General features: G+C 39.8%; 14 protein-coding genes, 1 tRNA gene, 1 pseudogene and 1 riboswitch. Of the genes and pseudogenes, 8 read left to right on the forward strand and 8 right to left on the reverse strand.

Annotated features, from left to right (window positions below):
* Nucleotides 1–24: 24 nt before the first annotated feature.
* From prpC to VXM68_RS18880, 5 genes are all read right to left on the reverse strand, one after another.
* On the reverse strand, nt 25–1,176 hold the full coding sequence (gene prpC, locus VXM68_RS18860) for a 2-methylcitrate synthase (RefSeq protein ID WP_367209693.1): 1,152 nt from the start codon (nt 1,174–1,176) through the stop codon (nt 25–27).
* 9 nt (nt 1,177–1,185) lie between these two features.
* On the reverse strand, nt 1,186–2,061 hold the full coding sequence (gene prpB / locus VXM68_RS18865; RefSeq protein ID WP_294185079.1) for a methylisocitrate lyase: 876 nt from the start codon (nt 2,059–2,061) through the stop codon (nt 1,186–1,188).
* Nucleotides 2,062–2,356: 295 nt separating this feature from the next.
* Nucleotides 2,357–2,983 (reverse strand): peptide chain release factor H, encoded by a 627-nt coding sequence (gene prfH / locus VXM68_RS18870; protein ID WP_294185081.1) that lies wholly within the window; start codon nt 2,981–2,983, stop codon nt 2,357–2,359.
* 1 nt (nt 2,984) lies between these two features.
* Nucleotides 2,985–4,376: an RtcB family protein gene (locus tag VXM68_RS18875; protein WP_293953325.1), complete on the reverse strand. Its 1,392-nt coding sequence runs from the start codon at nt 4,374–4,376 to the stop codon at nt 2,985–2,987.
* A 501-nt stretch (nt 4,377–4,877) separates the two neighbouring features.
* Nucleotides 4,878–6,191, reverse strand: coding sequence for a PDZ domain-containing protein (locus tag VXM68_RS18880; protein ID WP_367209694.1), 1,314 nt, complete (start codon nt 6,189–6,191; stop codon nt 4,878–4,880).
* A 664-nt stretch (nt 6,192–6,855) separates the two neighbouring features.
* On the opposite strand from VXM68_RS18880, the gene VXM68_RS18885 reads away from it, so the two are divergent.
* Nucleotides 6,856–7,209, forward strand: a complete 354-nt coding sequence (locus VXM68_RS18885) for a transposase (protein WP_367209695.1) — start codon at nt 6,856–6,858, stop codon at nt 7,207–7,209.
* Nucleotides 7,210–7,414: 205 nt separating this feature from the next.
* Nucleotides 7,415–8,185: pseudogene (locus VXM68_RS18890) on the forward strand (transposase).
* A 70-nt stretch (nt 8,186–8,255) separates the two neighbouring features.
* Here the strand turns inward: VXM68_RS18890 and VXM68_RS18895 are convergent.
* Nucleotides 8,256–8,335: transfer RNA gene (locus VXM68_RS18895), tRNA-Leu, on the reverse strand.
* A 114-nt stretch (nt 8,336–8,449) separates the two neighbouring features.
* Nucleotides 8,450–9,187, reverse strand: coding sequence for an SIMPL domain-containing protein (locus tag VXM68_RS18900; RefSeq protein ID WP_293955081.1), 738 nt, complete (start codon nt 9,185–9,187; stop codon nt 8,450–8,452).
* 94 nt (nt 9,188–9,281) lie between these two features.
* On the opposite strand from VXM68_RS18900, the gene VXM68_RS18905 reads away from it, so the two are divergent.
* The 6 genes from VXM68_RS18905 to VXM68_RS18930 all read left to right on the forward strand — a co-directional run bounded on the left by VXM68_RS18905 (nt 9,282) and on the right by VXM68_RS18930 (nt 21,057).
* Nucleotides 9,282–12,101 (forward strand): prolyl oligopeptidase family serine peptidase, encoded by a 2,820-nt coding sequence (locus VXM68_RS18905; protein ID WP_367209696.1) that lies wholly within the window; start codon nt 9,282–9,284, stop codon nt 12,099–12,101.
* Between the two features lie 174 nt (nt 12,102–12,275).
* A complete protein-coding gene (locus VXM68_RS18910; protein WP_293955076.1) occupies nt 12,276–14,465 on the forward strand; it encodes a glutamine synthetase III in 2,190 nt (729 codons plus the stop codon).
* A 402-nt stretch (nt 14,466–14,867) separates the two neighbouring features.
* Nucleotides 14,868–16,895: an FUSC family membrane protein gene (locus VXM68_RS18915; protein WP_367209697.1), complete on the forward strand. Its 2,028-nt coding sequence runs from the start codon at nt 14,868–14,870 to the stop codon at nt 16,893–16,895.
* Between the two features lie 180 nt (nt 16,896–17,075).
* Nucleotides 17,076–17,188, forward strand: a riboswitch (SAM riboswitch).
* Between the two features lie 262 nt (nt 17,189–17,450).
* Nucleotides 17,451–18,761, forward strand: a complete 1,311-nt coding sequence (locus VXM68_RS18920) for an O-acetylhomoserine aminocarboxypropyltransferase/cysteine synthase family protein (protein WP_294182446.1) — start codon at nt 17,451–17,453, stop codon at nt 18,759–18,761.
* A gap of 32 nt (nt 18,762–18,793) precedes the next feature.
* Nucleotides 18,794–19,837 (forward strand): homoserine O-acetyltransferase, encoded by a 1,044-nt coding sequence (gene metX, locus VXM68_RS18925; protein ID WP_294182448.1) that lies wholly within the window; start codon nt 18,794–18,796, stop codon nt 19,835–19,837.
* A gap of 38 nt (nt 19,838–19,875) precedes the next feature.
* Nucleotides 19,876–21,057, forward strand: a complete 1,182-nt coding sequence (locus tag VXM68_RS18930) for a homoserine dehydrogenase (protein WP_367209698.1) — start codon at nt 19,876–19,878, stop codon at nt 21,055–21,057.
* Between the two features lie 62 nt (nt 21,058–21,119).
* Here VXM68_RS18930 and VXM68_RS18935 read toward each other — a convergent pair whose 3' ends face one another.
* Nucleotides 21,120–23,450 carry a GH92 family glycosyl hydrolase gene (locus VXM68_RS18935; protein ID WP_367209699.1) on the reverse strand — a complete coding sequence of 777 codons (2,331 nt, stop codon included), beginning with the start codon at nt 23,448–23,450 and terminating at the stop codon, nt 21,120–21,122.
* Between the last annotated feature and the right edge of the window lie 277 nt (nt 23,451–23,727).

Below are 23,727 nucleotides of genomic sequence, written 5' to 3' on the forward strand. Positions count from 1 at the left end.
TTGATCATTAGTCCCCAACACGATTTACCGTTCAGAAATAGGCACAAAAGCTCTATTGTCAGGACCCGTGTAATGTGCACTTGGCCGGATAATTTTTCCATCCTGACGCTGTTCGAAAACATGCGCAGACCATCCGGTAATACGTGAGAGAACAAATAAAGGAGTAAACATCTCTGTCGGAATGCCCATGATATGATAGGACACTGCCGAGTACCAATCTAGATTGGGAAACATTTTCTTTTCGTCCCACATTACCTTTTCCAATCGCTCTGCGATCAGGTAGAGGGTCATATTTCCAGCTTCTTCCGACAGCTCCCTTGCCACTTGCTTTATCACTTCATTTCTTGGGTCCGAGATTGTATACACGGGATGACCAAACCCAATAATAACTTCCTTATTAGCCAATCGTCTCCGGATATCCACTTCCGCCTCATCAGCATTTGCATAACGGCTCTGTATTTCAAAAGCTACCTCATTGGCCCCGCCATGCTTAGGCCCGCGTAACGCACCAATCGCACCGGCTATACAGGAATACATATCAGACCCCGTCCCAGCAATGACGCGCGCTGTAAATGTTGATGCATTAAACTCATGTTCTGCATATAAATTGAGTGAAATCTGCATGGCTCTTACCCAAGAAGCAGCGGGTACCTTTCCATGTAGCAGATGCAGAAAATGGCCGCCTAAAGTTGCATCAGCTGTCTCAACTTCAATTTCACGCCCATGCTGGCTGAAATGGTACCAATACAGCAGTGCTGAAGCCATTGACGCCATCAAACGCGTTGCAATATCGCGAGCCCCAGCAATGGGATGGCTTTCTTTTTCGGGCGAAACACTTCCAAAAAAAGATACATAAGTTCGCAAGACGTCCATGGCATGAGCAGTTGATGGCAATTGCTTCAGTACGTGCTGAACCGTAATCGGCAACCCACGCTGACTTAAGATCTGACTTTGGTAACTGTTTAATTGCGCCTGAGTTGGTAAACTTCCATAAACAAGCAAGTAGGCCACCTCCTCAAAACTGGCTTGATGCGCCAACTCCAAGATATCATACCCCCTATAGTGCAAATCATTACCACTTTTCCCGACAGTACTCAAAGCGGTATTACCTGCCGGCACACCAGAGAGTGCCACACTTTTTTTAGGCTTAAAACCTGTACTGTTTGTCTCTTCCATCTGATAAAATTATTTATTAAACAATTGATCCAATCGATTTTCATAGGCATAATAATCGATACTTCTGTATAACTCTTCTCTTGTCTGCATGTGGTCCACCATATTAGCCTGTCCGCCGTCTTGCCGAATGTGACGATAAACCTCCGTGGCCGCTTTGTTAGCTGCACGGAAAGCAGAAAGTGGATACAGAACAATAGAAACGTCCGCCTGACGCAGTTCATCCAGATTAAACAACGGTGTCTGTCCAAATTCAGTAATATTCGCCAGAATAGGGAGGCCAGTTGCTGCACTAAATCGAACGTATTGGTCCAAATGGTGAACTGCTTCAGCAAAAATAAAGTCTGCTCCAGCCTCTTTATATGCGACAGCGCGTTCTAGAGCCAATTCAATACCCTCCGAAGCGAGTGCATCCGTACGTGCACCAATGACAAAATGTTCATCCGTTCGCGCATCCACTGCCGCTTTTAGGCGGTCGACCATTTCAGCACAAGAGACTAGTTCCTTACCCGGTCGGTGTCCACAACGTTTAGCTCCCGCCTGATCTTCCATATGTACTGCTGCTGCACCCACCTTAATTAACGATTTTATCGTTCGGGCAACATTAAAGGCCGACGGTCCAAAGCCGGTATCAATATCCACCATCAAGGGGAGACAACATACATTTGTAATGCGATCTACATCAATCAAAACATCTTGAAGTGTGGTAATTCCAAGGTCTGGAATTCCTAGTGAGCCGGCAGCAACACCACCGCCAGAAAGATAAATTGCCTTAAAACCCGCCTGCTCAGCCAAAAGGGCATGATTAGCATTTATGGCCCCAACAATTTGCAATGGTTTTTCGTTCTTGATCGCTTCCCTAAAGAGGAAGCCTGGGGATTTTATCATAATATAGAATTTGAAATTCCAAGCCCTGCAATCGCCTTTAGCTACAGGCAACAGCAATTATTTAAGTTTATGTAGTCTGAACACTCATCTTTAGAGCGTTATTCTTAAAGATACACATTACCATACCAATAAAACAAATTATTTTCTAAACGCAAGGTTATTTACAGAAGAAAATACGGCTATAAACAAAAAACACTTCAATTAATTCAAGAAGCCCTGAACTTCAGGCTCAAGGCTTCTATCTAAATCCGAATGACCACATGGATCGTTGCTTTGTCTATAAATGACTAAAAAACTATTTTTCGACAAAATTAGGTCCATGAAAAATCCGCTTTGCCTGTCCTCTCTTCACTTCGATTTGATTTTTCCATTTTTGCTCATTGGCCACATTTAACTCCTCACGGCCCAATTCCTTCAAACGCTCCGCTAATCGCAGCATTGCAATTTCTTTATTCTGTAACTGCGACCTCGTATCCATCACCTGTACACTGATACCAGTAGGAACATGCGTTGCTCTGACTGCTGAACTGACCTTATTGACATGTTGGCCTCCTGCTCCGCTGCTACGCATGGCCTGAAAATAGACATCTTTCAGATGCAGGAATTCTTCCTTTGCTACCGGAGAATCGAGTTTTACTTCCACAAACCAATTTTTGCGTTTATGCAAAGGGCGAAAGGGACTTTTACAGACCCAACAGACTGTACCAATCCATTTATCCAACAATCGGTCCAGATCATTTCCCCTCAGCCGGATGGTCGACGAACTGGGAAGTCCATCAATTTCTTCTGTAGCTAATCCTTCGACTATTACCCCAACTTTACTAGCTTCAAAAGAGATGCGGTTAGCAACTAACTTAACTGCCAAATTACATTCCTTAGGACCTCGTCCTGAGGTAACTTGCACGTACTTTTCCTCCATCATATTATTTATCCATACGAACGATCTTCGGACTGAATGTACCGAGAACACAAACCAGTTCTTGCTGTAATTTCATGATCCGATGAATATCTTTGTAAGCGCGCGGTGATTCATCCAATGCCCCACCAATTAAATGCACCCCATGTGCTTCCAGATCGTTTAGCATGGCGCTTTTTGTCAGACTGTTTTTACAGGCTGACCTTGACATTACACGCCCAGCTCCATGTGATGCAGACTGTAAACTTAGTGGGTTTCCTTTCCCCTCCACAATAAATCCTGGCGCTGTCATCGAACCAGGGATTATCCCCAGCACACCGTCACCAGCAGGCGTTGCGCCCTTCCGGTGAACGATACATTCTTCACCATTCACAATTTCCTTCCAGGCAAAATTGTGATGGTTTTCGATCGTTACGATGGGATTGCCGCCAAGTGCTTTCGCCAGGCGTCGATGAATATCAGCATGACAGGCCTGTGCATATTCTCCCGCCAAATTCATTGCCATCCAATATTCCTGCCCCTCTTCACGTGCTAAATCCAGCCAGGCCAAATGCTGTACGTGGCGCGGTAAGGGACATTGCTGTGCCGCAAGAGCTGTATAATGTTTAGCGATATGCGCGCCCAGTCCTCGAGAGCCACTATGGGATAAAATTCCCAGATACAGCCCTGGACTTATTCCCCATTCATCCCTCACAGTATGAAGTTCAACTACACCGAATTCGACAAAATGATTACCACTGCCGGAAGTCCCAAATTGTCTGTACGCTTTACCCAACAACTCCTTTAACATAGGAATTTCCTGAAATTCAGCTCTGCTGAAAATAACGTGATCATGTTTATCACGATGTGTCTCATTTAAACCAAATTTGGTATTTTCCTTCAATATATTTCTAAGTTGAAATTCTCTCCCTTTAAAATAACTGCCCGGCAAATCGAATATCGACAGACTCATCCGACAACCGATATCGACACCAACGCCGTATGGTATTACAGCATTTTCTACAGCCAGCACGCCTCCAATAGGAAGCCCATAACCAGTATGTGCATCCGGCAGCAATGCACCTTGTCTTGAAATGGGTAATCTCAAAGCATCATACAATTGCCTTTTGGCCTGCTCATCAATTTCATTTTCTCCAAATATGCTAAATGGAGCTGGATGTGAATACAGTTCCTGCATGCGCAGCTCAACGGGTTTAACCAGTCCTTCAGAGACTTTGCCCCATATTTTATGCCCCATAAACCGCTCAGGAGCTTCTAAAAGCTCCGCAAGTTCAAGAAGAATCGTTGCTTTCTCTTCTTTCTTACGATACCTTGTGATCAGCCCTAAAGCTATATTAATTACATTATTTTTAGGAAACCCTATTTTAACTAGACTTTTCCCTGATAATTTACTTCCCATTTTTATTAAAAAAAAATAAACAGTTAACGGTCAATCTGTTCTTGCGAATCAAATTGGCAGCATGTTGAAAAAATTCGGGGACATATTTTGGAAATTAACCGTCCAATGCTGCGAATTATCCCTCAGCGGCACGCGCAAAGACACAAAGCGATCATCGCCGATTACGGTTAGCTCGTTTTAATTGAACATCAAATCCAGAAAATAAAAAAAGCCCGAATGAACTTCGGCTTCTTGATTTGTATAAATTGGTTTTTCAAAAGAATTAAGCTACTTGACAATTCATCCTAGCGGATTGAATCTATCAGGATATGCTTACATCTCGAAGAATATCTTACATCTTACAAAAAGCACGAAGAATGCTTTCGGCAAATCCATTTGCCTTAAAAGCTTGCTGTGTTATCTTTCTAGCGACCAACATATCTCTTCGTATTTAAAGTGTTAATAGAATAATATCGAGTGCAAATATAAGTAAGTTTAGCTAATAAAAAAAACTTCAGATATTTAATCTACGTTAAATGGAAGAGGATCTTTTAACACAAATTTAAAATCTACCGTATTCTCACCCCTTATCACACGAAGATGCATTTCCTTACCCTCTTCCGATCTAAAAAGATTATGAATCGACTCCAAAGAAAATGAAGATGCGGGGCGACCATTGATCCTAATGACTTTATCATTAGGGAGTAGTCCTGCGATTGCCGCTGGTGACCCCTCGCGCACCGTTGCAATCTTATACATATTTCGAAGTACAAAGCGATATTGCACGCTATTTCCCATTCTTACCTCTGTACCACCATCTTTTTGAAGGACTACAGGGATTTCTTCTCTCTCGTATTGAATACCATCATGTATAATTTCCAGACCACTCATATTCAAATAATAAAAACGATCAAAATCCTTATTCTTCCGAAGATAGATTGCTTTGTTTGGATAATCTAATATGACTTTAAATCGGCGCAACAATTCGTTGCCAAGCGAACCTATTCTTTCACTTACAAATGTCGCATGTTGTAACGAACTCAACTCAGGATAGGCGACAAGTGGGTAATTCATCGTAAACGGCCCAAGCTCAAGCGACCGTATTCGATTTCTCTTCCCGTAAATCTCGCCATTAAAGCCTTGCCCTATATAATCATCGATAAATGGAGGTTTAATATCGAAATTGTTTAACCTCGACGGAATAAGCATCAAAGCATCGCTATTTCCCATATCGATCAATACCCGACCATCGATCACGGCATTATCCTGTCTGAAAGCAACTGAAATATAGGGGCGGCTATTTACAATATCCAATGGTAGACATTGCATTTTCTCCAGCATCTTGGGCCGATTTTTCTGAGGAAATAATGTGATGCGGTGCTTTTGAAAATCAATTTCTATCATGTGGTTTTCAAAAAAACGACTTCCCATAATACCATTGACCTCTATTCCTATGCGCGTAGAGATATCAATATGAGCATTTTGTAAAATGTATATTGGTTGGTTCAAATCTTCATATACACCAGCTATATTGACATGGTTATTAATCGATAGATAGCCATCCAGCCCCTCTTCACGACCTAAACCCTGAAATTTGTTGACAAAAACTGCGGTGTCAATTGATTTTAATGTCTCGCCAAAAATCATGGTTTCCTTTACGCCTGTATCCAAGAGGAAGTTCATCGGATAACCATTCACCAAAACGTGAATGATGACCAAGTTATGTACAAAGAGGAAAGAAAATTTAGCCTTCTTTTTTCCATTCAATACAAAGCCTACCTGCCCCTGAGTGAGGAGAAAGCAGAACAATGCCAGCGATAGAAAAAATACCTTCATTCAAGTTTACATTTGGTATTTCCAATGTAAACAACAAAATTCATATAAAAAAAGATTTTTAAAAGACGAAAACTGCCTGATCATTTTTCTTTTATGGCCACTTTTTTAACAAAAAAACCACATTTTATTGTATCGTATTGCATTTGCCCTTAATACCTTTCGAAGCAGATCCTATCGTAGACCTGTGTTTATGTGGATGCGAAAACTGAGAAAATCTAGTCTGAAGACAATAAAACCAAACCTATTGACACTGCTAAGCAATGGGCTGATTAAAATTGACTAAGATAATCAATAAAGTGTAATACAACCCAATATCAACTTTTTCCTAACAACAATATTTACTCTATATATGGACAGTAATTAGTCACTGCTTATTCAATGCTGGCTGAGTCATCACTGAACAAGCACTGAACAAACACTGAACAAGCAGTGAGGTAACGGTTAATAGGATTGCCATTTAATCCCCATCAGATGTAGCTAAAAATTTTTTAAAAAAAAGGTAGGGAACTCAACTTATGTAACAAAAAAAGGGATTGTATCCGCATGATCATTTGATGTGATAATTCATTGAAAAAAGCCTATAAAGCAAAAAAGGGATCAAGCGGAATTCTTGGGGGGAATAGTAATAATTTTCTAAATTAGCATCTTTAAAAACGAATCAACCTTGCAAGACGCCGAACGTAAATTACTATCCTTTTTAATGCCCGAAGGGCTTTTAGAATATTTTCAAATTCAGGAAGTAGATCAAGTGGAGGACCAACTCCATATTTATTTAGATGAGCTTAATATTCCACCAGCAGATTATCAGAGCAGTAAATTAGAATCCAAAGGTTTTATGCCTTCTACGGAGATATCCGACTTTCCTATTAGAGGACAAAAGGTTACGCTCCATGTCCGTCGTCGTCGTTGGACTGTACTGGATAGTGGAGAGATTATCACAAGAGATTGGAACTTGGTACAACAAGGTGCTCGAATGACTACAGAATTTGGGCTTTTTTTAAAGAAGATATTTAGATAATCATCCTGTAAGTGCTCATCTAGTAGGTTTATTCTTTCAAATAGATGGCAAGCAATTACAAGATCAATACAAGAATTATCTGAGCGATTTTCAGTCTTGGGATCAGAAATCTCACGCAGAGCAATGGACACTTTTTACAGATAATATAAGCGAAAAACTTAGTATTGATGAAACGAGCTTCAGTAACGGCGAACTTTATACTATTCTGAGTAATAAAGCGGCTAAAGGCAAAAAAGGAACTATTTTAGCTACCATCAAAGGAACTAAAGCTGAAGATATTATTAACGTTTTAGAACGTATTCCTTTAAGATTGAGGAATAAAGTAAAGGAAGTGACCATGGACATGGCACCCAATATGGCTAAAGCTATCCAGCGATGCTTTAGAAATGCTAGACGAGTAATAGATAGATTTCATGTACAAAAACTAGCCTACGATGCTGTACAGGAGTTACGGATCAAATATCGCTGGGAGGTCTTAGATGAAGAAAGTTATAAGATAACACAAGCTCGTAAGCAAGGAGAGTCTTATGAGCCAGAAATACTTTCAAACGGAGATACGTTGAAATAATTACTTGCAAGATCTAGGCATCTACTATTCAAACATCCTTCTAGATGGTCTGAAAGTCAAAAATATCGAGCAGAGCTGCTTTTCTTGCGGTTTCCATTATTAAAAAGAGCGTATGATTTGAGTCTAGCATTAGGTAACATCTTCCATAAATCTAAGAGTAAAGAAGGTGCTTTTACTAAACTAGCGTTATGGCATAATCAGGTAGAAAACGCTGGAACACAGTCTTTCGAAAGTGCAGCAAGATCTATTGCGGCACACCACGCAAATATCCTTCACTATTTTGATAATAAGAGTACGAATGCTTCTGCAGAATCTTTCAACGCTAAATTAAAATCTTTTAGAGCCATATTCAGAGGGGTTAGAGATACTACATTCTTCCTATACCGAGTTATGAAATTATATGCTTAAAACTTACTGCCCCCCAAACTTTCGGTATGATCCCAAAAAAGCCCCTTTACTAATGTAAAGAGGCTTTGCGTACCCGGAGCCGGAGTCGAACCGGCACGGTTTCCCACTGGTGTTTGAGACCAGCGCGTCTACCAATTCCGCCATCCGGGCATATCCGTTTGGGATGATGCAAAAGTAGGTTTTTTCATGAAAAAGAGAAAACTTTTTGAATAAATTTACCGTATAAATAAATATAAAGCTGAAATTCAGCCGAATAATTTTGCTTTAGTTACTCAGATAGCTTGCTCTGACAGTAATATTCGCCGTTTTTTTCCTTGAGGTTGTATTAAACACCCCTCCAGAGGAATATTCTTCGTTATCATTTTGACCAGTTATCTGAAAAATTCCAAGATCGGCCTTTACGAGGTTGCCCAAGTCAGCGTTGGACTCTGTTGCAATATTATTAGCACGCTGATGTGCATTTTTTGAGGCTTGCGAAATAAGTTCCAATTTGAGATCTTCCAACTTAGAATAATAATAATTAGGTGTGCTCGAACTGAGTTCAATTCCTTTAGATATCAACGTGGATATCTCTCTTGAAGCATTATCCACCTTGTTCAAATCTTTTGATTCCACACTGACGGTTTGAGACAACGTATATCCAGAAAAAGTATTGTAACCATTGCCCTTCCCATCGGTATGGTATTCAAAATCCTTAGCAATGTTAACCGCTTCAAAACGGATCTCGTCGGCTTTCACACCTTGTTGAACTAAAAATTCACGAACCAAATCACGATCTGTTGCCAATTGAGCAGAGGCTGCACTCAACTCGAAATTTTTTCTGCTAAAAGTAGCGCTCCATTTGACCAAATCGGACTCAAAATCTTTTTTGGCATTCCCATTTACGGTGATCGTCTGCATAGATTTAAACTTGTATCGGTATGCCGATCCCACGATCCAGGCAGTGACTACAATTAAAAGCCCCAAGATAACTGAAGCGATAACAGCGGATGAAGATTTCATAACCAGTTTTTTATGTTTACGTAACAATGAATATACCAAAAAATAAACCGTTTTTTATTTTTTATAGATAAATTGCGACAAAAAGTATTAAAATATGAATAAGAAAAATATCTGTATTCCATTCTGTGTTTTAGCAGCATTTGCTGCCAACGCTCAAAAGAAACCATTGGATCATACAGTATATGATAGTTGGCAAAATATTTCTTCGCCATACATCAGTAAATCCGGTAAATTTATCCTATTTCAAGTCACCCCCCAAGAAGGAGACGGTCAACTTTTTTTAAAAACAAAAGATAACAAACAAATCGCCCAAATTCCTAGAGGCTATAATGCGAAAATAACGGATAATGAAAATAATATAGTCAGCTTAATCAAAGCCCCTTTTGCAGCCACCCGCGAGGCTAAGATCAAAAAGAAAAAAGCTGAAGATCTTCCAAAAGATTCACTCGGCATTTACAATTTGACGACCGCTGCCCTTGTTAAATTTCCGCAGGTAAAGTCCTATAAAATTTCCGAACAGAACAATAATTTCGTTTCTTTCCTTTTTGATAAAGAAGTAAGTGAGCAAGCCGTACCAAATGCTGCCACAACTGCTGGTTCAACAAATAAGAATAGTGATAAAAAGAAAAAGACGATTGCAACCCTTGCTCTATACGATTTAAATACTGGAGATTCCGTCCAATTCTCGGCGGTAGATCAGTATGAATGGAATAAATCAGGGTCGAAAATAGTTTTTTCCAAAAAGACAGATGCGAAAGACAGCCTCTCAAAAGAATCTGGTGTATACCTTTACGAATTAGCAACCAAAAAGCTCAAAAAGATATCAAATGGGAAAGGCAATTACAAAAACTTCAAGTTTGACGAGTCGGGCGATCAGCTCGCTTTCTTAGGGGACCTCTCAACTGAAAAGGCATTACTAAAAAATTATAGGCTTTATTATTATACAAACGCGATAGATACAGCCCAATATCTTGCTACAAAAACCAGCAATGGCATACCTAAGAACTGGTCCGTTAGTGGAGATGGGGAAGTTCGTTTTAGTAAAAATGGAGAGAAGTTGTTTTTTGGAATAGCACCAATACCTCGTGTTAAAGATACTACCTTAGTGGATTTTGAGCATGCGAAAGTGGATGTTTGGCATTGGCAAGACGACTATTTACAACCTATGCAGCTGGTAAATCTAAAGAAAGAACTTGCAAAAAACTTCTTAGCGGTAACGTACCCCAAATATAATCGCACAATTATCCCACTGACAGACAATACGTTTAATTCAACCTCTCTTACCCCAGATGCAAATGGTGAATATATTTTGGCGCGAACTGACTTCGGCAAACGAATTGAAAGCCAATGGGAAGGTAGTACACGGGATGATATTTACCTGGTTTCGACGAAAACAGGAAATAAAGAATTAATTCTCTCAAACTTTTCAGGAAATGCGATTATAAGTCCCGATGCAAAATATATTGTATTTTTTGATCAGGACAAGGCAACTTGGAATTCCTACCACATCAGTTCAAAGAAAAAGATTGTGCTGAATGAAGGTATACCCGCATCGTTCTCCGATGAAGAAAATGATATGCCTACCACGCCGCAGGGCTACGGAATGGCTGCATGGACTCCAGACTATAAGGGGATATACGTCAATTCAAGATATGATATCTGGTATTTTAATTTAGACGGCTCAAACAAATCTATTTTAACCAATGGTTATGGTGCGGCGTCACAGACAACATTCCGTTATTTGCCTTTTAGACGAGAAGAGGACCGCAATCAAGCCACAACGCTCGACTATAAAAAGGGCGGCTATCTGACATCCTTCAACCACAAGACAAAAGAATCGGGTTTTTATCAGTTCAAAGGACAACGTAATGATCCAAAAAGTCTCCTGATTGCACCTAAATCTTTCAAGAACATTAGTGCCTCCGCAGATCAAAAAACCATCCTTTACAGTAAAGAGGATTATATAATGTCTCCCAATCTGTATACAAATAACGCGAAATTCAATGATGAATCTCAGTTATCCAATATAAACCAGCAACAAGCTGACTATAATTGGGGGACAGCCGAATTAGTTCACTGGACCACGCCTGAAGGCAATCAAGCAGAAGGTATTTTGTATAAACCAGAAAATTTTGATCCGGAAAAAAAATATCCGATTATCGCTTATTTTTACGAAAAGCTCTCCGATGGTTTATACACCTATCAGGCTCCTGCACCTACCCCATCGCGTTTAAACATTCCTTATTTTGTTAGCAATGAATATTTGGTCTTTGCACCAAACATCAGTTACAAAACGGGACACCCTGGCAAATCCGCGGAAGAATACATTAATTCAGGCATGAAATACCTAACTCAAAACAGCTGGGTTGATAGTACGAAAATGGGGATCCAAGGACAAAGCTGGGGTGGCTATCAAGTGGCACATCTGATTACACGGACGAATATGTATGCGGCCGCTTGGACTGGGGCTCCTGTCGTCAATATGACCTCGGCCTATGGCGGAATACGCTGGCAAAGCGGCATGTCACGTCAATTTCAATACGAACATACACAAAGTCGTATCGGTAAAACGCTATGGGAAGCACCAGAACTCTATATTGAAAATTCACCATTATTCCATTTAGATAAAGTAAATACTCCTGTTGTTATCATGGCAAATGACAATGATGGTGCTGTGCCATGGTATCAAGGGATTGAAATGTTTACCGCATTGCGCCGATTGAAAAAACCTGTATGGATGTTGAATTACAATGGTGACGAGCATAATCTGATGATGCGACAAAACAGAAAAGATATACAAATTCGAGAGCAGCAGTTCTTTGACCATTTTCTAAAAGGAGCTCCTGCCCCCAATTGGATGAAGAAAGGGATTCCAGCCACGGAAAAAGGAATAGACTGGGGGCTCGAATTCTAGCACAAAACAATAAAAAGGTGTGATTTTTAGAAATCACACCTTTTTTAATACCAAAAAACCTTGTTTGACAGATTATTTTTAAAAAAACATCAAAAAAAATTTCAATTTTTAACAAAAACACAATATTTTTGAAAAACAAAATCAACAAAACTGTAATTTAACTACAAAATACAAATGTCGAACCTAAGATTCAAAGCAGTAGAAGCAGCGGGCTCACGCCAAATCGCTTCATTTGAAAAAGTTGAAACTAAAAAAGCAACTGACATCTACGGAAAGAATGTTTTTTCCGTAAACAAAATGAAAGACTACCTTCCTAAAAATTCATATAAGGAGTTAGTTGCATCCATTGAAGAGGGCCAAATTATTTCAAGAGATTTAGCTGAGCATATCTCACAAGCGATGAAGACTTGGGCACTTAATCACGGTGTATCACATTACACGCACTGGTTTCAACCCCTAACTGGTTCGACTGCTGAAAAACACGATGCATTCTTTGAACCTGATGACAACGGTGAAGCCATTGAAAAATTTACAGCTGATGCATTAGTGCAACAAGAACCAGATGCATCGTCATTTCCGAATGGTGGTATCCGCAACACGTTTGAAGCTAGAGGTTATACTGCTTGGGATCCATCTTCTCCAGCTTTCATCTATGAAACAGGAGCTGGTAAAACACTCTGTATTCCTACAGTTTTTGTTTCTTATACAGGGGAATCATTAGATTATAAAGCACCTTTGTTAAAAGCAATCAATGCTGTTGATAAAGCAGCAACTGATGTCGCTCAATATTTTGATAAATCTGTTACCAAGGTCAATGCCTCTTTAGGTATTGAACAAGAATATTTTTTGGTTGACCTTTCTTTGTATAATGCTCGTCCGGACCTTCAGTTAACTGGCCGCACGCTATTTGGACACATGTCCGCTAAAGGCCAGCAATTGGAAGATCATTATTTCGGTGCCATTCCAGAACGCGTATTGGCTTACATGGTGGATTTGGAAAATGAAGCTTTGAAATTAGGTATTCCATTAAAAACTCGTCACAACGAGGTTGCTCCGTCCCAATTTGAATGTGCGCCAATGTATGAAGAGATCAACTTGGCGATCGATCACAACCAATTGTTAATGAACCTCATGGAGCAAGTAGCTTTAAGACATAACTTCAAAGTATTGTTACATGAAAAACCTTACTCTGGTGTTAATGGATCGGGCAAACACAATAACTGGTCGCTAATCACAAATACAGGTATAAACTTACTGTCTCCCGGTAAAACTCCGAAGAATAATTTGATGTTTTTGACTTTCTTTGTTAACACCATCAAAGCAGTTTATGAATATGCTGACTTAATGCGCGCTTCTATTGCGAGTGCAAGCAACGACCACCGTTTGGGTGCAAACGAAGCTCCTCCAGCAATTATTTCAATTTTCTTAGGTTCTCAATTGGATGAACTTCTTGAAGAAGTTGAATCTGCTCGTGTTGCTAAAAAAGTAAAAGCAGAGGCAAACTTATGGCATGGTATTCCTAAAGTTCCTGAATTAAAATTGGACAATACAGACCGGAACCGTACCTCACCATTTGCTTTCACTGGTAACAAATTTGAATTTCGTGCGGTCGGCTCCTCGGCAAATTCCGCTTTACCAATGACGGTATTGAATGCAATCGTTGCAGCACAATTGATCGAATTCAAAACAGAAGTTGATAAACAAATCAAAAAAGGCACTAAAAAAGATCTCGCGATCTTAAACGTTGTCCGCAAATACATCAAAGATTCAAAAGCGATCCGTTTTGAAGGTAATGGATATAGCGAAGATTGGGAAAAAGAAGCCGAAGCTCGTGGTCTTTCTAACATCAAATCGACGCCTAAAGCATTAGATGTTTATGTAAAAGAAGAATCTTTAGCGCTGTTTGAATCATTAGGTATTTATACCAAACGTGAATCTGAAGCTCGCCACGAAATTTTGCTTGAAAACTTCTATAAGAAATTACAAATTGAGGCACGTGTTATCGAAGAGATGGTTAACAACCAAATTGCTCCTGCATGTTTCATTTATCAAAACGAATTGATTGAAAATGTCAAAGGATTAAAAGACCTTGGTCTAGCGCAGTCAGCATTTAGCTCTCAATTAAACTTTGTAGAACGTATTTCAACACACGTAAATACCATTTTGGAACAAGCTGAAGCAATGCGTCAGGAACGTAAAAAAGCAAACCAAATTGATGACGTACGTGAAAGATCAATCGCTTACGATGAATCGGTTAAGCCATATTTCGATGTGATCCGTTATCATGTCAACAAATTGGAGAAAATTGTTGATGACAAAAAATGGCCTCTTCCAAAATTGAGAGAGATCTTATTTTTAAGTTAAAACAACATCGCAATAAAGAGAAGGGGTATTCTAAAAGAGGATACCCCTTCTTTTTTATATGCTTAACAATGAATTTAGAAGAATATTTTCTCTACTCGGCGATTAATCCCCTTATTTTTAGCGCTAGACCGCTCCCATCAGAAAGGCTTATTATAAGAAGCTCATATGACCGTTAGAGTTGGCTATGTACGGTCATCTTTATATCAAGCGAACGCAAACGGCCTTTTACGAGCAATTATTGCTGAACGTCAAACAGCAGGGTTCAAGGCGAAATTTGATTAACATGAATTGAATCAAAATAAAAATCTACAAAATACATAATATTCAAAACAAATAAATTGTATATACAAAATATTAAGCATAATATTTGTATTTTTGCAGCGAAAATTAGTAAACTGATTGATGAGCATTGAATCGTTAAAGAAAAGATTCTACCTTTTTTATATCCATATTATCCGGTTCATCCAGGGTGAACATACTGGCGATGCTTTTCGCAATGTATCTATCAGCATTTTGCCGAGTTTGGCGATCTATCTGTTGGGCGCACCGGCAAACGCAGCCATCGGTATTGGGGTGGGATCATTATTGACTACATTAACTGATCCTCCAGGTAATCGGAAAGATAAATTTTCTTCCGCCCTTGTTTGTATTCCCACTTTCTTTATTGCTTCGCTTTTTACAGCTTATCTTTTTCCTTATCATTGGCCGCTGGTTATTTTATTGAGTTCGGCAGGCTTTATCTGTACTTTTTATGGAATTTTCGGCCCTCGTTATGCCGCAATTGGGAACATGACATTGATTCTGATGAGCTTTGTCATCGGTATGGCCCCTCAGCATCCGCTTTCAGTGAGCTTAGAAATTACCGTAGGCGCCAGCATCTATTATTTCTTTAGCCTATTGCAGGCTTACATACAACCCTATCGTTCTTTGAAACACGCCATGGCCAATGGGTTTCACGGTTTATCTCAATTTCTATTGATACGTTCAGAATCTTACGATCCGGATATTCCGCTGGACTTGACTTACAGCCGCGTAGGAAAAATTTATGGCCAGATCAGTGAACAACAAGAGCAAATCAGATCGCTCTTATTTAGGGAAGAAAAAATCATTAGCCAACGCTGGCACAAAAGCAACTATTGGCTTAGTCAAGTGTATGGATTAATTGATTTACACGAATTAATTATTGCACTGGATCATGATTATGATGCCATTCGAAAAAATTTGCTGGATACCGGCAGCCTTCCGCTAATTCGTCGTAGTATAAAATTACTGGCCTTGGAAATCGATAGTTTTTCGCAGCCTAATAAAAGGTTTCGCTATGCAGAGCAGCTTTACGACAACCACAGTAAAATCAGTGCACTGTTGTCGGATCTAAAGGGAATCCAAGAACAACAGACTGCGCAAGCAAATGGTATTCTTGCTTCCATCATCCGCAATATTGAAGCTATTATTGAAGTTCTCAAACGGATTCAAGTTGCTTTTTATCAGAATCAAGAAATCAAAAACAAAATTGACACTAATGAGTATCAGCAATTTATCAACCGTCCATTGCGTAGTTTAAATGATATCAAGAGCAGACTCCATCTCCATAATCCACTTTTCCGTTTTGCACTCCGTATGGCGGTTCTCTTCGGAACAGGTGCATTGATAGGTATATCTTTTTTGGATTTTAAATATACCTATTGGATCTTACTCACTATTGCCATCGTTGCGAGACCTGCATTTTCAATGACTAAAACACGTAATATAGAACGCATACTAGGTACATTTTCGGGAATTGCCGTCGGTATACTCTGTTTGGTCTGCATTGACTTTCTGCCTGCTCTTCTTCTCATTGCCGCTACTGGGTTATTTGGATTCTTCTTATTCAACCGATCAAATTATATGGTCAGTGTGATCTTTATTACGCTGGGCATAGTCATTGCATTAAACTTATTTGAAGGAAATATTAATATCATTTTAGGCAGTAGAATAATTTTTACTTTAGTTGGTGCGCTGCTGGCAATAGCGGGCTATTTTTTGATACCAGTACGCCAAAGCTCGAGCATAATCCACTTAGCAAAAGAGGTCGCATTGTATAACCATCATTATTTTCAAATTATCAACAGACGCCTTTCCGACGATCTGCAAAGTTCGTTCGACATTCGGCTCGCTCGAAAAAAGGCACAGACTGCCATGGCTCTATTTTCCGATGCGATCAATCAAATGAAGAAGGAACCTGAACACAAGTGGGTAGACTGGTCTCATATCCATCATTTTCAAGCACTCTCCTATCGCATCAATTCGCATTTGGCTGGTCTCTCCCTATCGTTAGGTAGAGAATCTAATCACGACATAAAACACAATATCTACAGTAGAATTGATGCTTTAAAACCCCTTTTAACCGATTTAGATCAGCTTGCAGAAAATATCACCTTAAAAAAAACATAAGGTAAACCGCTGTATTTATGTATTGATATTGGATAACAAATATGTAATTCCAGCTGCGGAGGTAGCTCCCTTTTAACTAAAAAAAACGTATTTCTTTTGCATTGATAAAAAAGAAGTTTATATTTGTATCGTCTTCGAAAGAAGATTTCTAATCAACACCTTCCTTAATCAGTAGGTCTTGATTTATAAAGAAGTGGCGAGAGACTGGCTCAATGACCCACTGGCAACCTTCAATTTGCTTGAAAAGGTGCCAATTCCTGTCCAAAACAATACCGTTTTGGAGCATATAAATGATATAAGACAATGCTTATTAACTTACTGAAATCCATTACAAATTCAGGTTCAGGTTCAATACAACTGAACCTTGCGAACAGCAAAAGTGTACTACATCGTAAAAAAGTATCGATGCGAATGCGTATGCATACACACTTCACTGCTTGTTAAACATCATTTCCTTTTTCTTGGATAACGATTGACAGACCTTCCAAGTAGGTGTGTATGCTTCTCTTTTACCTTTACAAATTCTTTTTTTGAAACCTTAAAATCTAATATATTATGTCTTCTAACAAAAATTTAAAATTCGAAACACTACAGGTTCATGCTGGCCAGATCGCTGATCCTACCACAGGATCCAGAGCAGTTCCTATATATCAAACAACATCTTTTGTATTTGAAAATGCAGAACATGGAGCCAATCTATTCGCGTTAAAACAGTTTGGAAACATTTATACCCGGATTATGAATCCAACTACGGATGTATTTGAACAGCGGATTGCAGCTTTAGAAGGTGGTGTTGCAGCAGTCGCAGTTGCATCTGGTCAGGCAGCGCAGTTTATTGCATTAAATAATATTCTTGAAAGCGGCGACAATTTTGTTGCAGGGTCCAACTTATATGGAGGCACATTCAATCAATTCAAAGTTTCCTTCAAACGGCTAGGTATTGAAGCGCGTTTTGCGACCGATGGTGAAGCTGATAAAATAGAAGCGCTCATTGACGATAAAACTAAGGCTATCTATGTTGAAACAATCGGAAACCCAAGTTTCAATATTCCTGATTTTGAAAAAATCGCTGCTGTAGCCAAAAAATACGATTTGCCATTAATTGTTGACAATACATTTGGAGCTGGGGGTTATTTATTTAAACCATTAGAGCACGGCGCAAATGTGGTCGTTGAATCGGCAACGAAATGGATTGGTGGTCATGGAACCAGCATTGGTGGCGTCATCGTTGATGGAGGTAACTATAACTGGGGAAATGGGAAGTATCCCCAATTTTCCGAACCGTCCGATGGCTATCATGGATTGGTCTTCTCAGATGTTTTTGGTGAAAATGGCTCATTTGGTAATATACAATTTGCAATCCGCGCGCGTGTAGAGGGATTAAGAGATTTTGGACCAGCACTCTCTCCTTTCAATTCATTCTTGTTGTTACAAGGCCTTGAAACATTGTCTTTACGTGTACAACGGCATGTCGACAACGCGTTGGAAATCGCTAGATGGCTTGAGGCCCATCCTCAGGTAGAAAAGGTAAATTATCCGGGATTAAAAAGCTCGCCGAGTTTCTCAAATGCACAAAAATATCTTAAAAATGGATACGGCGCAGTGCTTTCTTTCCAGCTAAAAGGCGACGCAGCCCAGAAAGCCAACGACTTTATCGACAGCTTAGAATTAATCAGTCATTTAGCTAACGTAGGCGATACTAAATCGCTGATTATTCATCCAGCTGCAACGACCCACCAACAATTGAGTGAGGACGACCAAGCGAATGCGGGTGTGTTTAAAGGACTGTTGCGTCTGTCAGTCGGAATAGAACATATTGATGACATCAAAGCAGATTTACAACAAGCTTTTGATAAAATCAACTAATTAGACTTTCGGCTATAAAATTTAAACGTAAAATGAGTAAGCATATTTATCTGCACCCAGAGCCTTTTGTATTTGAAAATGGACGAGAGCTTACTGATTTACAAATCAGTTATGAGACGTTTGGCCAACTTAATCCAGATCGCAGCAATGTGATCTGGGTATGTCATGCACTAACGGCCAATGCAAACGTCCTGGATTGGTGGCCGGGTCTTTTTGGAACCGATGATTTATTTGATCCGAACGACTATTTTATCATCTGCGCCAACGTTATTGGGTCGGCCTATAATAGTAGCAACCCATTGTCTATTAACCCGACCACTGGGCAGCCCTATTACCTATCATTTCCGGAGTTTACGGTAAAAGATTTGGCCAGTGCACACCAGTTTCTTGCTGACCATCTGGACATCAAGCGTATCAACGTTCTTATCGGGAGCTCATTAGGGGGGCAGCAGGCATTGGAATGGGCAGCTTCCAACACGATCTCAATCGATCATTTAATCGTCGTTGGCACAAATGCTGTTCATTCACCATGGGGTATTGCATTCAATGAGAGCCAACGCCTTGCCATTACAACCGACCGTACCTTTTATGCAAACCATCCTGATGGCGGAGCTAAGGGACTAAAGGTGGCACGTTCAATGGCATTGCTATCGTACCGTAATTATACAACCTATAGTAATACACAGAGCGAAAATGATCAGAATAAGCTCGGCGACTACAAAGCGTCATCTTATCAAAATTATCAGGGGGAAAAATTAGTAAGCCGCTACAATGCTTACAGCTATTATTTCCTGACGAAAGCAATGGATAGCCACAATTTGGGGCGCGGCAGATTGTCTATTGAATCTGCACTATCAAACATTAGCTGTCCAACATTGGTATTGAGTGTCAATACAGATTTATTGTTTCCTCCACAAGAGCAACAATTCATAGCACAGCATATTCCCAATGCTCGTTACGAAGAGATTGAATCAACCTATGGTCATGACGGCTTTTTGATCGAAACAGCAAAACTAACAGAAACTATTAGCCTCTTTCTGAGCGAGCACAAAGTGTATGCTGCTGAATTAGTATAAGAGATTGAACAAAATAATAAGAGAATATAAGAAGAGATATGAGCAATAAATTAACAATAGGGATGTTTGGATTTGGTGTTGTAGGCCAAGGTCTTTATGATATTATCAAAACCAAAAATCTTAATCTGGAGATCAAGAAATTTGTCATTAAAAACGGTGATAAAAAACGCTCCCTACCAGCGGAGTTGTTTTCTACTGATGCGGAGGCAATTTTAGGTGATCCAGAGATTAACACTGTTGTCGAACTGATTGATGATGCCGAAGCAGCATACCAACTAACTGTGCGCGCACTGAAATCGGGAAAAAATGTGGTTTCTGCCAATAAAAAAATGATTGCGAGCCATTTGGAAGAGCTAGTTGATATCCAGCATGAATATGGTACAAGCTTATTGTATGAAGGTGCTGTTTGTGGAAGTATTCCTATTATCCGGAATTTAGAAGAGTATTATGATAATGAATTGCTCCACTCTGTTAGTGGCATTTTTAATGGATCTTCCAACTATATCCTATCTAAAGTTTTCAACGAAAACCAACACTATTCAGATGCTTTGAAGAAAGCGCAAGAACTCGGATTTGCAGAAACAGATCCAACCTTGGATGTCGGTGGATTTGATCCCAAATTTAAAGTATGTATTGTTGCTTCGCATGCGTACGGTATCTATGTCAAACCAAACGATGTGTTCAATATTGGTATTGATAAATTGGGACAGCAAGATATTCGTTTTGCGAAAGAAAAGAACCTCAAGATCAAATTGATACCGACGGCAAGAGAGATCGACGGAAACAAAGTTGTACTTTATGTATTACCACGCCTAGTAGGCAAAGACAGCATGCTCTATAATGTAGAAAATGAGAACAATGGAGTATTGGTGAAAGCGGCCTTTGCAGACGAACAATTTTTCTATGGTAAAGGAGCAGGTGGCCACCCAACAGGTTCTGCTGTGCTATCTGATATCGCGGCTCTTCGCTATGGATACCGCTATGAGTATAAAAAACATTTAGAATCCAGCACCTTAAATTATAGCCAAGATTATTTAATTAAGGTTTATTTGAGATACACCGATGATACACTGATTGAAAAGTTAAATTTCAGTGAAATCACAGAACGATATTACGCACCAGATTTCAAATATGTCATCGGACATATTAATCTTCAACAAATCGCAGCTCACAAAGCCGATTTGGATCAAGAGGGCAATTTTATTGCTGAAATCGCGTAGGCAATCAACAAACCAATCTACCTTGAAAATAGCCCCGAATGGGGCTATTTTTTATCTAATATTTAGTCACCTTTCAACTTGATATCTAAAATCCCACCTTCCACCAAACGTTCAAAAGGAAGTTGCCAACCTTTCCACAAGCGATTATTCAACCGAGCTTGATCAATAATATAACTATTGGGCTGCTCTTTCTTCACCTGAATGATAAATTTATTTTTTCTTAATTTCTCCGGCAATTCTATCGTTACCCGATCGAAAAGTGGAGCGCCGATCTGAAGTGCGGGCTTCTCGGTGGTGAGACTTCGTACATCGAATAGCCCTATACTGGATAAGACATACCAAGCTCCCAGCTGTCCTTGGTCTTCGTCTTGTCCGTAGCCATAACCGTGTATTGCATCATTACCATAAAACTCATTGCAAATTGCCCGTACCCATTTCTGACTTAAATCAGGTCTACCAGAAAAATAGAATAGCCAAGAGATATGCAGGTTCGGTTGATTACCATGATTATAAAGACTTTCAATCCCTGCGAAAGCGTCAATTTGTGTACCACCTCCAAACACATTCTTCTGCGACACCGTAAAAATACTATCCAACCGCTGATTAAACAGATCCTTTCCAACCAGTTTAACCAATTCCTGTGGGACATGCGGAACATAGAAGGTATACTGCCAAGCATTTCCCTCCTGAAATCCACGCCATGGTTCATAAGGGTTAAAGTTTGAAATAAATCGCCCAGTACTATCCCTTGGTCGCATAAACTTCGTTGCGGTATCGTACAGATTACGCCACCCATCGGATAATCCCTGAAATTTAATGTAGTCTTTTTGGTGCCCCAATGATTTTGCAAATTGTGCGGCTGCACCGGCAGAAAAAGCATATTCCAAGGTATGCGAAGCACCAAAAGGAGATCCATTGGTCATTAATTCGGGACTGCCATTATCATCTTTTATATACGGAGAATACCCTTTACGGACAAAAACGCCCACATCTAACTTCCCCGCTCCAGGCAGACGGTCTTTCCCTTCCAATTCATTTTTGCGCACCGCAGCATAGGCAAGATTCACATCATAGTCACGAATACCCACATTATACGCCGCTGCAATTGCCAAACCTGTAAAATTAGTCCCTACACCCGAAACGTATTTACTGTTGGCAATACCGTCTCCTAGCCAACCGGCATCGCGATAGACCAACAATTGACTCTGAATCCAGTCGTTGTAATAGTCCGGATAAGCAATGGACCACAACTGTGTCAAATTCCAAAATGCACCCCAGATCGCATCGGTATTGTAATGATGATGAATCGGTTGCCCTTGCTTATTTAAGGCAATCTGCCCCACCGAGCCGTCATTTTTGGGGTATGCGCCATTGACATCGCTTGCAAGCCCACGGCCAAGTAAAGCATGATACAATCCCGTATAAAATTTAACGCGGTCGTCCGCTTTGCCCCCTTCCACCAAAATTCTTCCCAGTTCACTATTCCAGGTTTGCAAGGCATTTTTCTTTGCCTCATCAAACGACATATCCTTTGCTTCTTTAAGCAAATTCATTTGCGCATTTTCCACAGATGTGTAAGACAAACCGGTCTTGACTTCGATAGATTCCCCTACCTGGGTATCAAATTTCAGGAACAAGCCAGCCCCTTTTCCCTTTATACGACTATGTTGATCGAAAGTCGTGGAATCTCTAAATGTTCCAAAAGATTTAGGCTGTTTGTTTATCTCCGCGAAGAAAAACATCTTAACGTGAGCACCCTGCTGATATTTTTGTACGTATACAGGGTTGGTAACCACATACCCCCAGACGTGCTGTTTGTCATAATTCACTTCAGCATCAACGACTGGGCCACTTTCCCCCATCACATGGCCAATATCGAAAATAAGATTGGCTTCTTCCGTTTTTGGAAAAGTATACCGATGAAAACCGACACGCTTCGTTGCCGTAAGCTCAGCAAGTACATTATAATCTTTCAACTTGACACGGTAATAACCAGAAGTGGCAAATTCATCCTTTTTGTCAAAATCGGAACGATAGCCACTTTGTGGACGATCGAGTTGACCAGGAGTTGTCTTCAATTTTCCAACGGATGGTGCGAATACCACTCCGCCTACCTGAAATTCGTGAAAATTAGCGAATCCTTCTATTGACCCATGCCTATCATCGTACCCCACAGCTTCCCAGCCTGACTTGTTCCCATAGCTTCCATTTGTGCTCGGCGCGAGCTTAGCCATTCCAAAAGGTACTGCTGCTGGAGTATAAAAGAAATACCGGCTATGAACGGATCCAATATTAGGTTTTACAAAAACGGTTAAATCTGTTTTCTGCTGTGCAAAAACAGCCGTCGTACTAACAAATAAACTACAAAAATAATAAATGATATGCTTTACCATTGTTTTCAATTAGGTTCTACAGCAAACTTACAAAAAAATATAGTATGTATAAACATGATCTCTATTTTCTTACGCGATTTAACTACGGGAAAGGCCTCACCATAATGCCTAAATTTGTAAAATTTTAAATACTAACCAAATAAAACGTTATTTGAGCTTAAATACTGACATTTTTCCATAACTTTTATTGTACATACATACTAAAATATAACCAGTAAATAAATTCAAAAAAAATACGCATCAGACGGCTGATCTTCGATCAAACCCCTGAAGTAGA

This window comes from Sphingobacterium sp. R2 (assembly GCF_040760075.1).
Classification (GTDB): domain Bacteria; phylum Bacteroidota; class Bacteroidia; order Sphingobacteriales; family Sphingobacteriaceae; genus Sphingobacterium.

Coding starts and splice junctions, on each gene's coding strand:
- VXM68_RS18935 (WP_367209699.1), bottom strand. CDS start 23,450: ATGGTAAAGCATATCATTTATTATTTTTGTAGTTTATTTGTTAGTACG.
- prpB (WP_294185079.1), bottom strand. CDS start 2,061: ATGATAAAATCCCCAGGCTTCCTCTTTAGGGAAGCGATCAAGAACGAA.
- VXM68_RS18915 (WP_367209697.1), top strand. CDS start 14,868: ATGAGCATTGAATCGTTAAAGAAAAGATTCTACCTTTTTTATATCCAT.
- VXM68_RS18905 (WP_367209696.1), top strand. CDS start 9,282: ATGAATAAGAAAAATATCTGTATTCCATTCTGTGTTTTAGCAGCATTT.
- VXM68_RS18930 (WP_367209698.1), top strand. CDS start 19,876: ATGAGCAATAAATTAACAATAGGGATGTTTGGATTTGGTGTTGTAGGC.
- VXM68_RS18880 (WP_367209694.1), bottom strand. CDS start 6,191: ATGAAGGTATTTTTTCTATCGCTGGCATTGTTCTGCTTTCTCCTCACT.
- VXM68_RS18875 (WP_293953325.1), bottom strand. CDS start 4,376: ATGGGAAGTAAATTATCAGGGAAAAGTCTAGTTAAAATAGGGTTTCCT.
- metX (WP_294182448.1), top strand. CDS start 18,794: ATGAGTAAGCATATTTATCTGCACCCAGAGCCTTTTGTATTTGAAAAT.
- prpC (WP_367209693.1), bottom strand. CDS start 1,176: ATGGAAGAGACAAACAGTACAGGTTTTAAGCCTAAAAAAAGTGTGGCA.
- VXM68_RS18900 (WP_293955081.1), bottom strand. CDS start 9,187: ATGAAATCTTCATCCGCTGTTATCGCTTCAGTTATCTTGGGGCTTTTA.
- prfH (WP_294185081.1), bottom strand. CDS start 2,983: ATGATGGAGGAAAAGTACGTGCAAGTTACCTCAGGACGAGGTCCTAAG.
- VXM68_RS18920 (WP_294182446.1), top strand. CDS start 17,451: ATGTCTTCTAACAAAAATTTAAAATTCGAAACACTACAGGTTCATGCT.
- VXM68_RS18910 (WP_293955076.1), top strand. CDS start 12,276: ATGTCGAACCTAAGATTCAAAGCAGTAGAAGCAGCGGGCTCACGCCAA.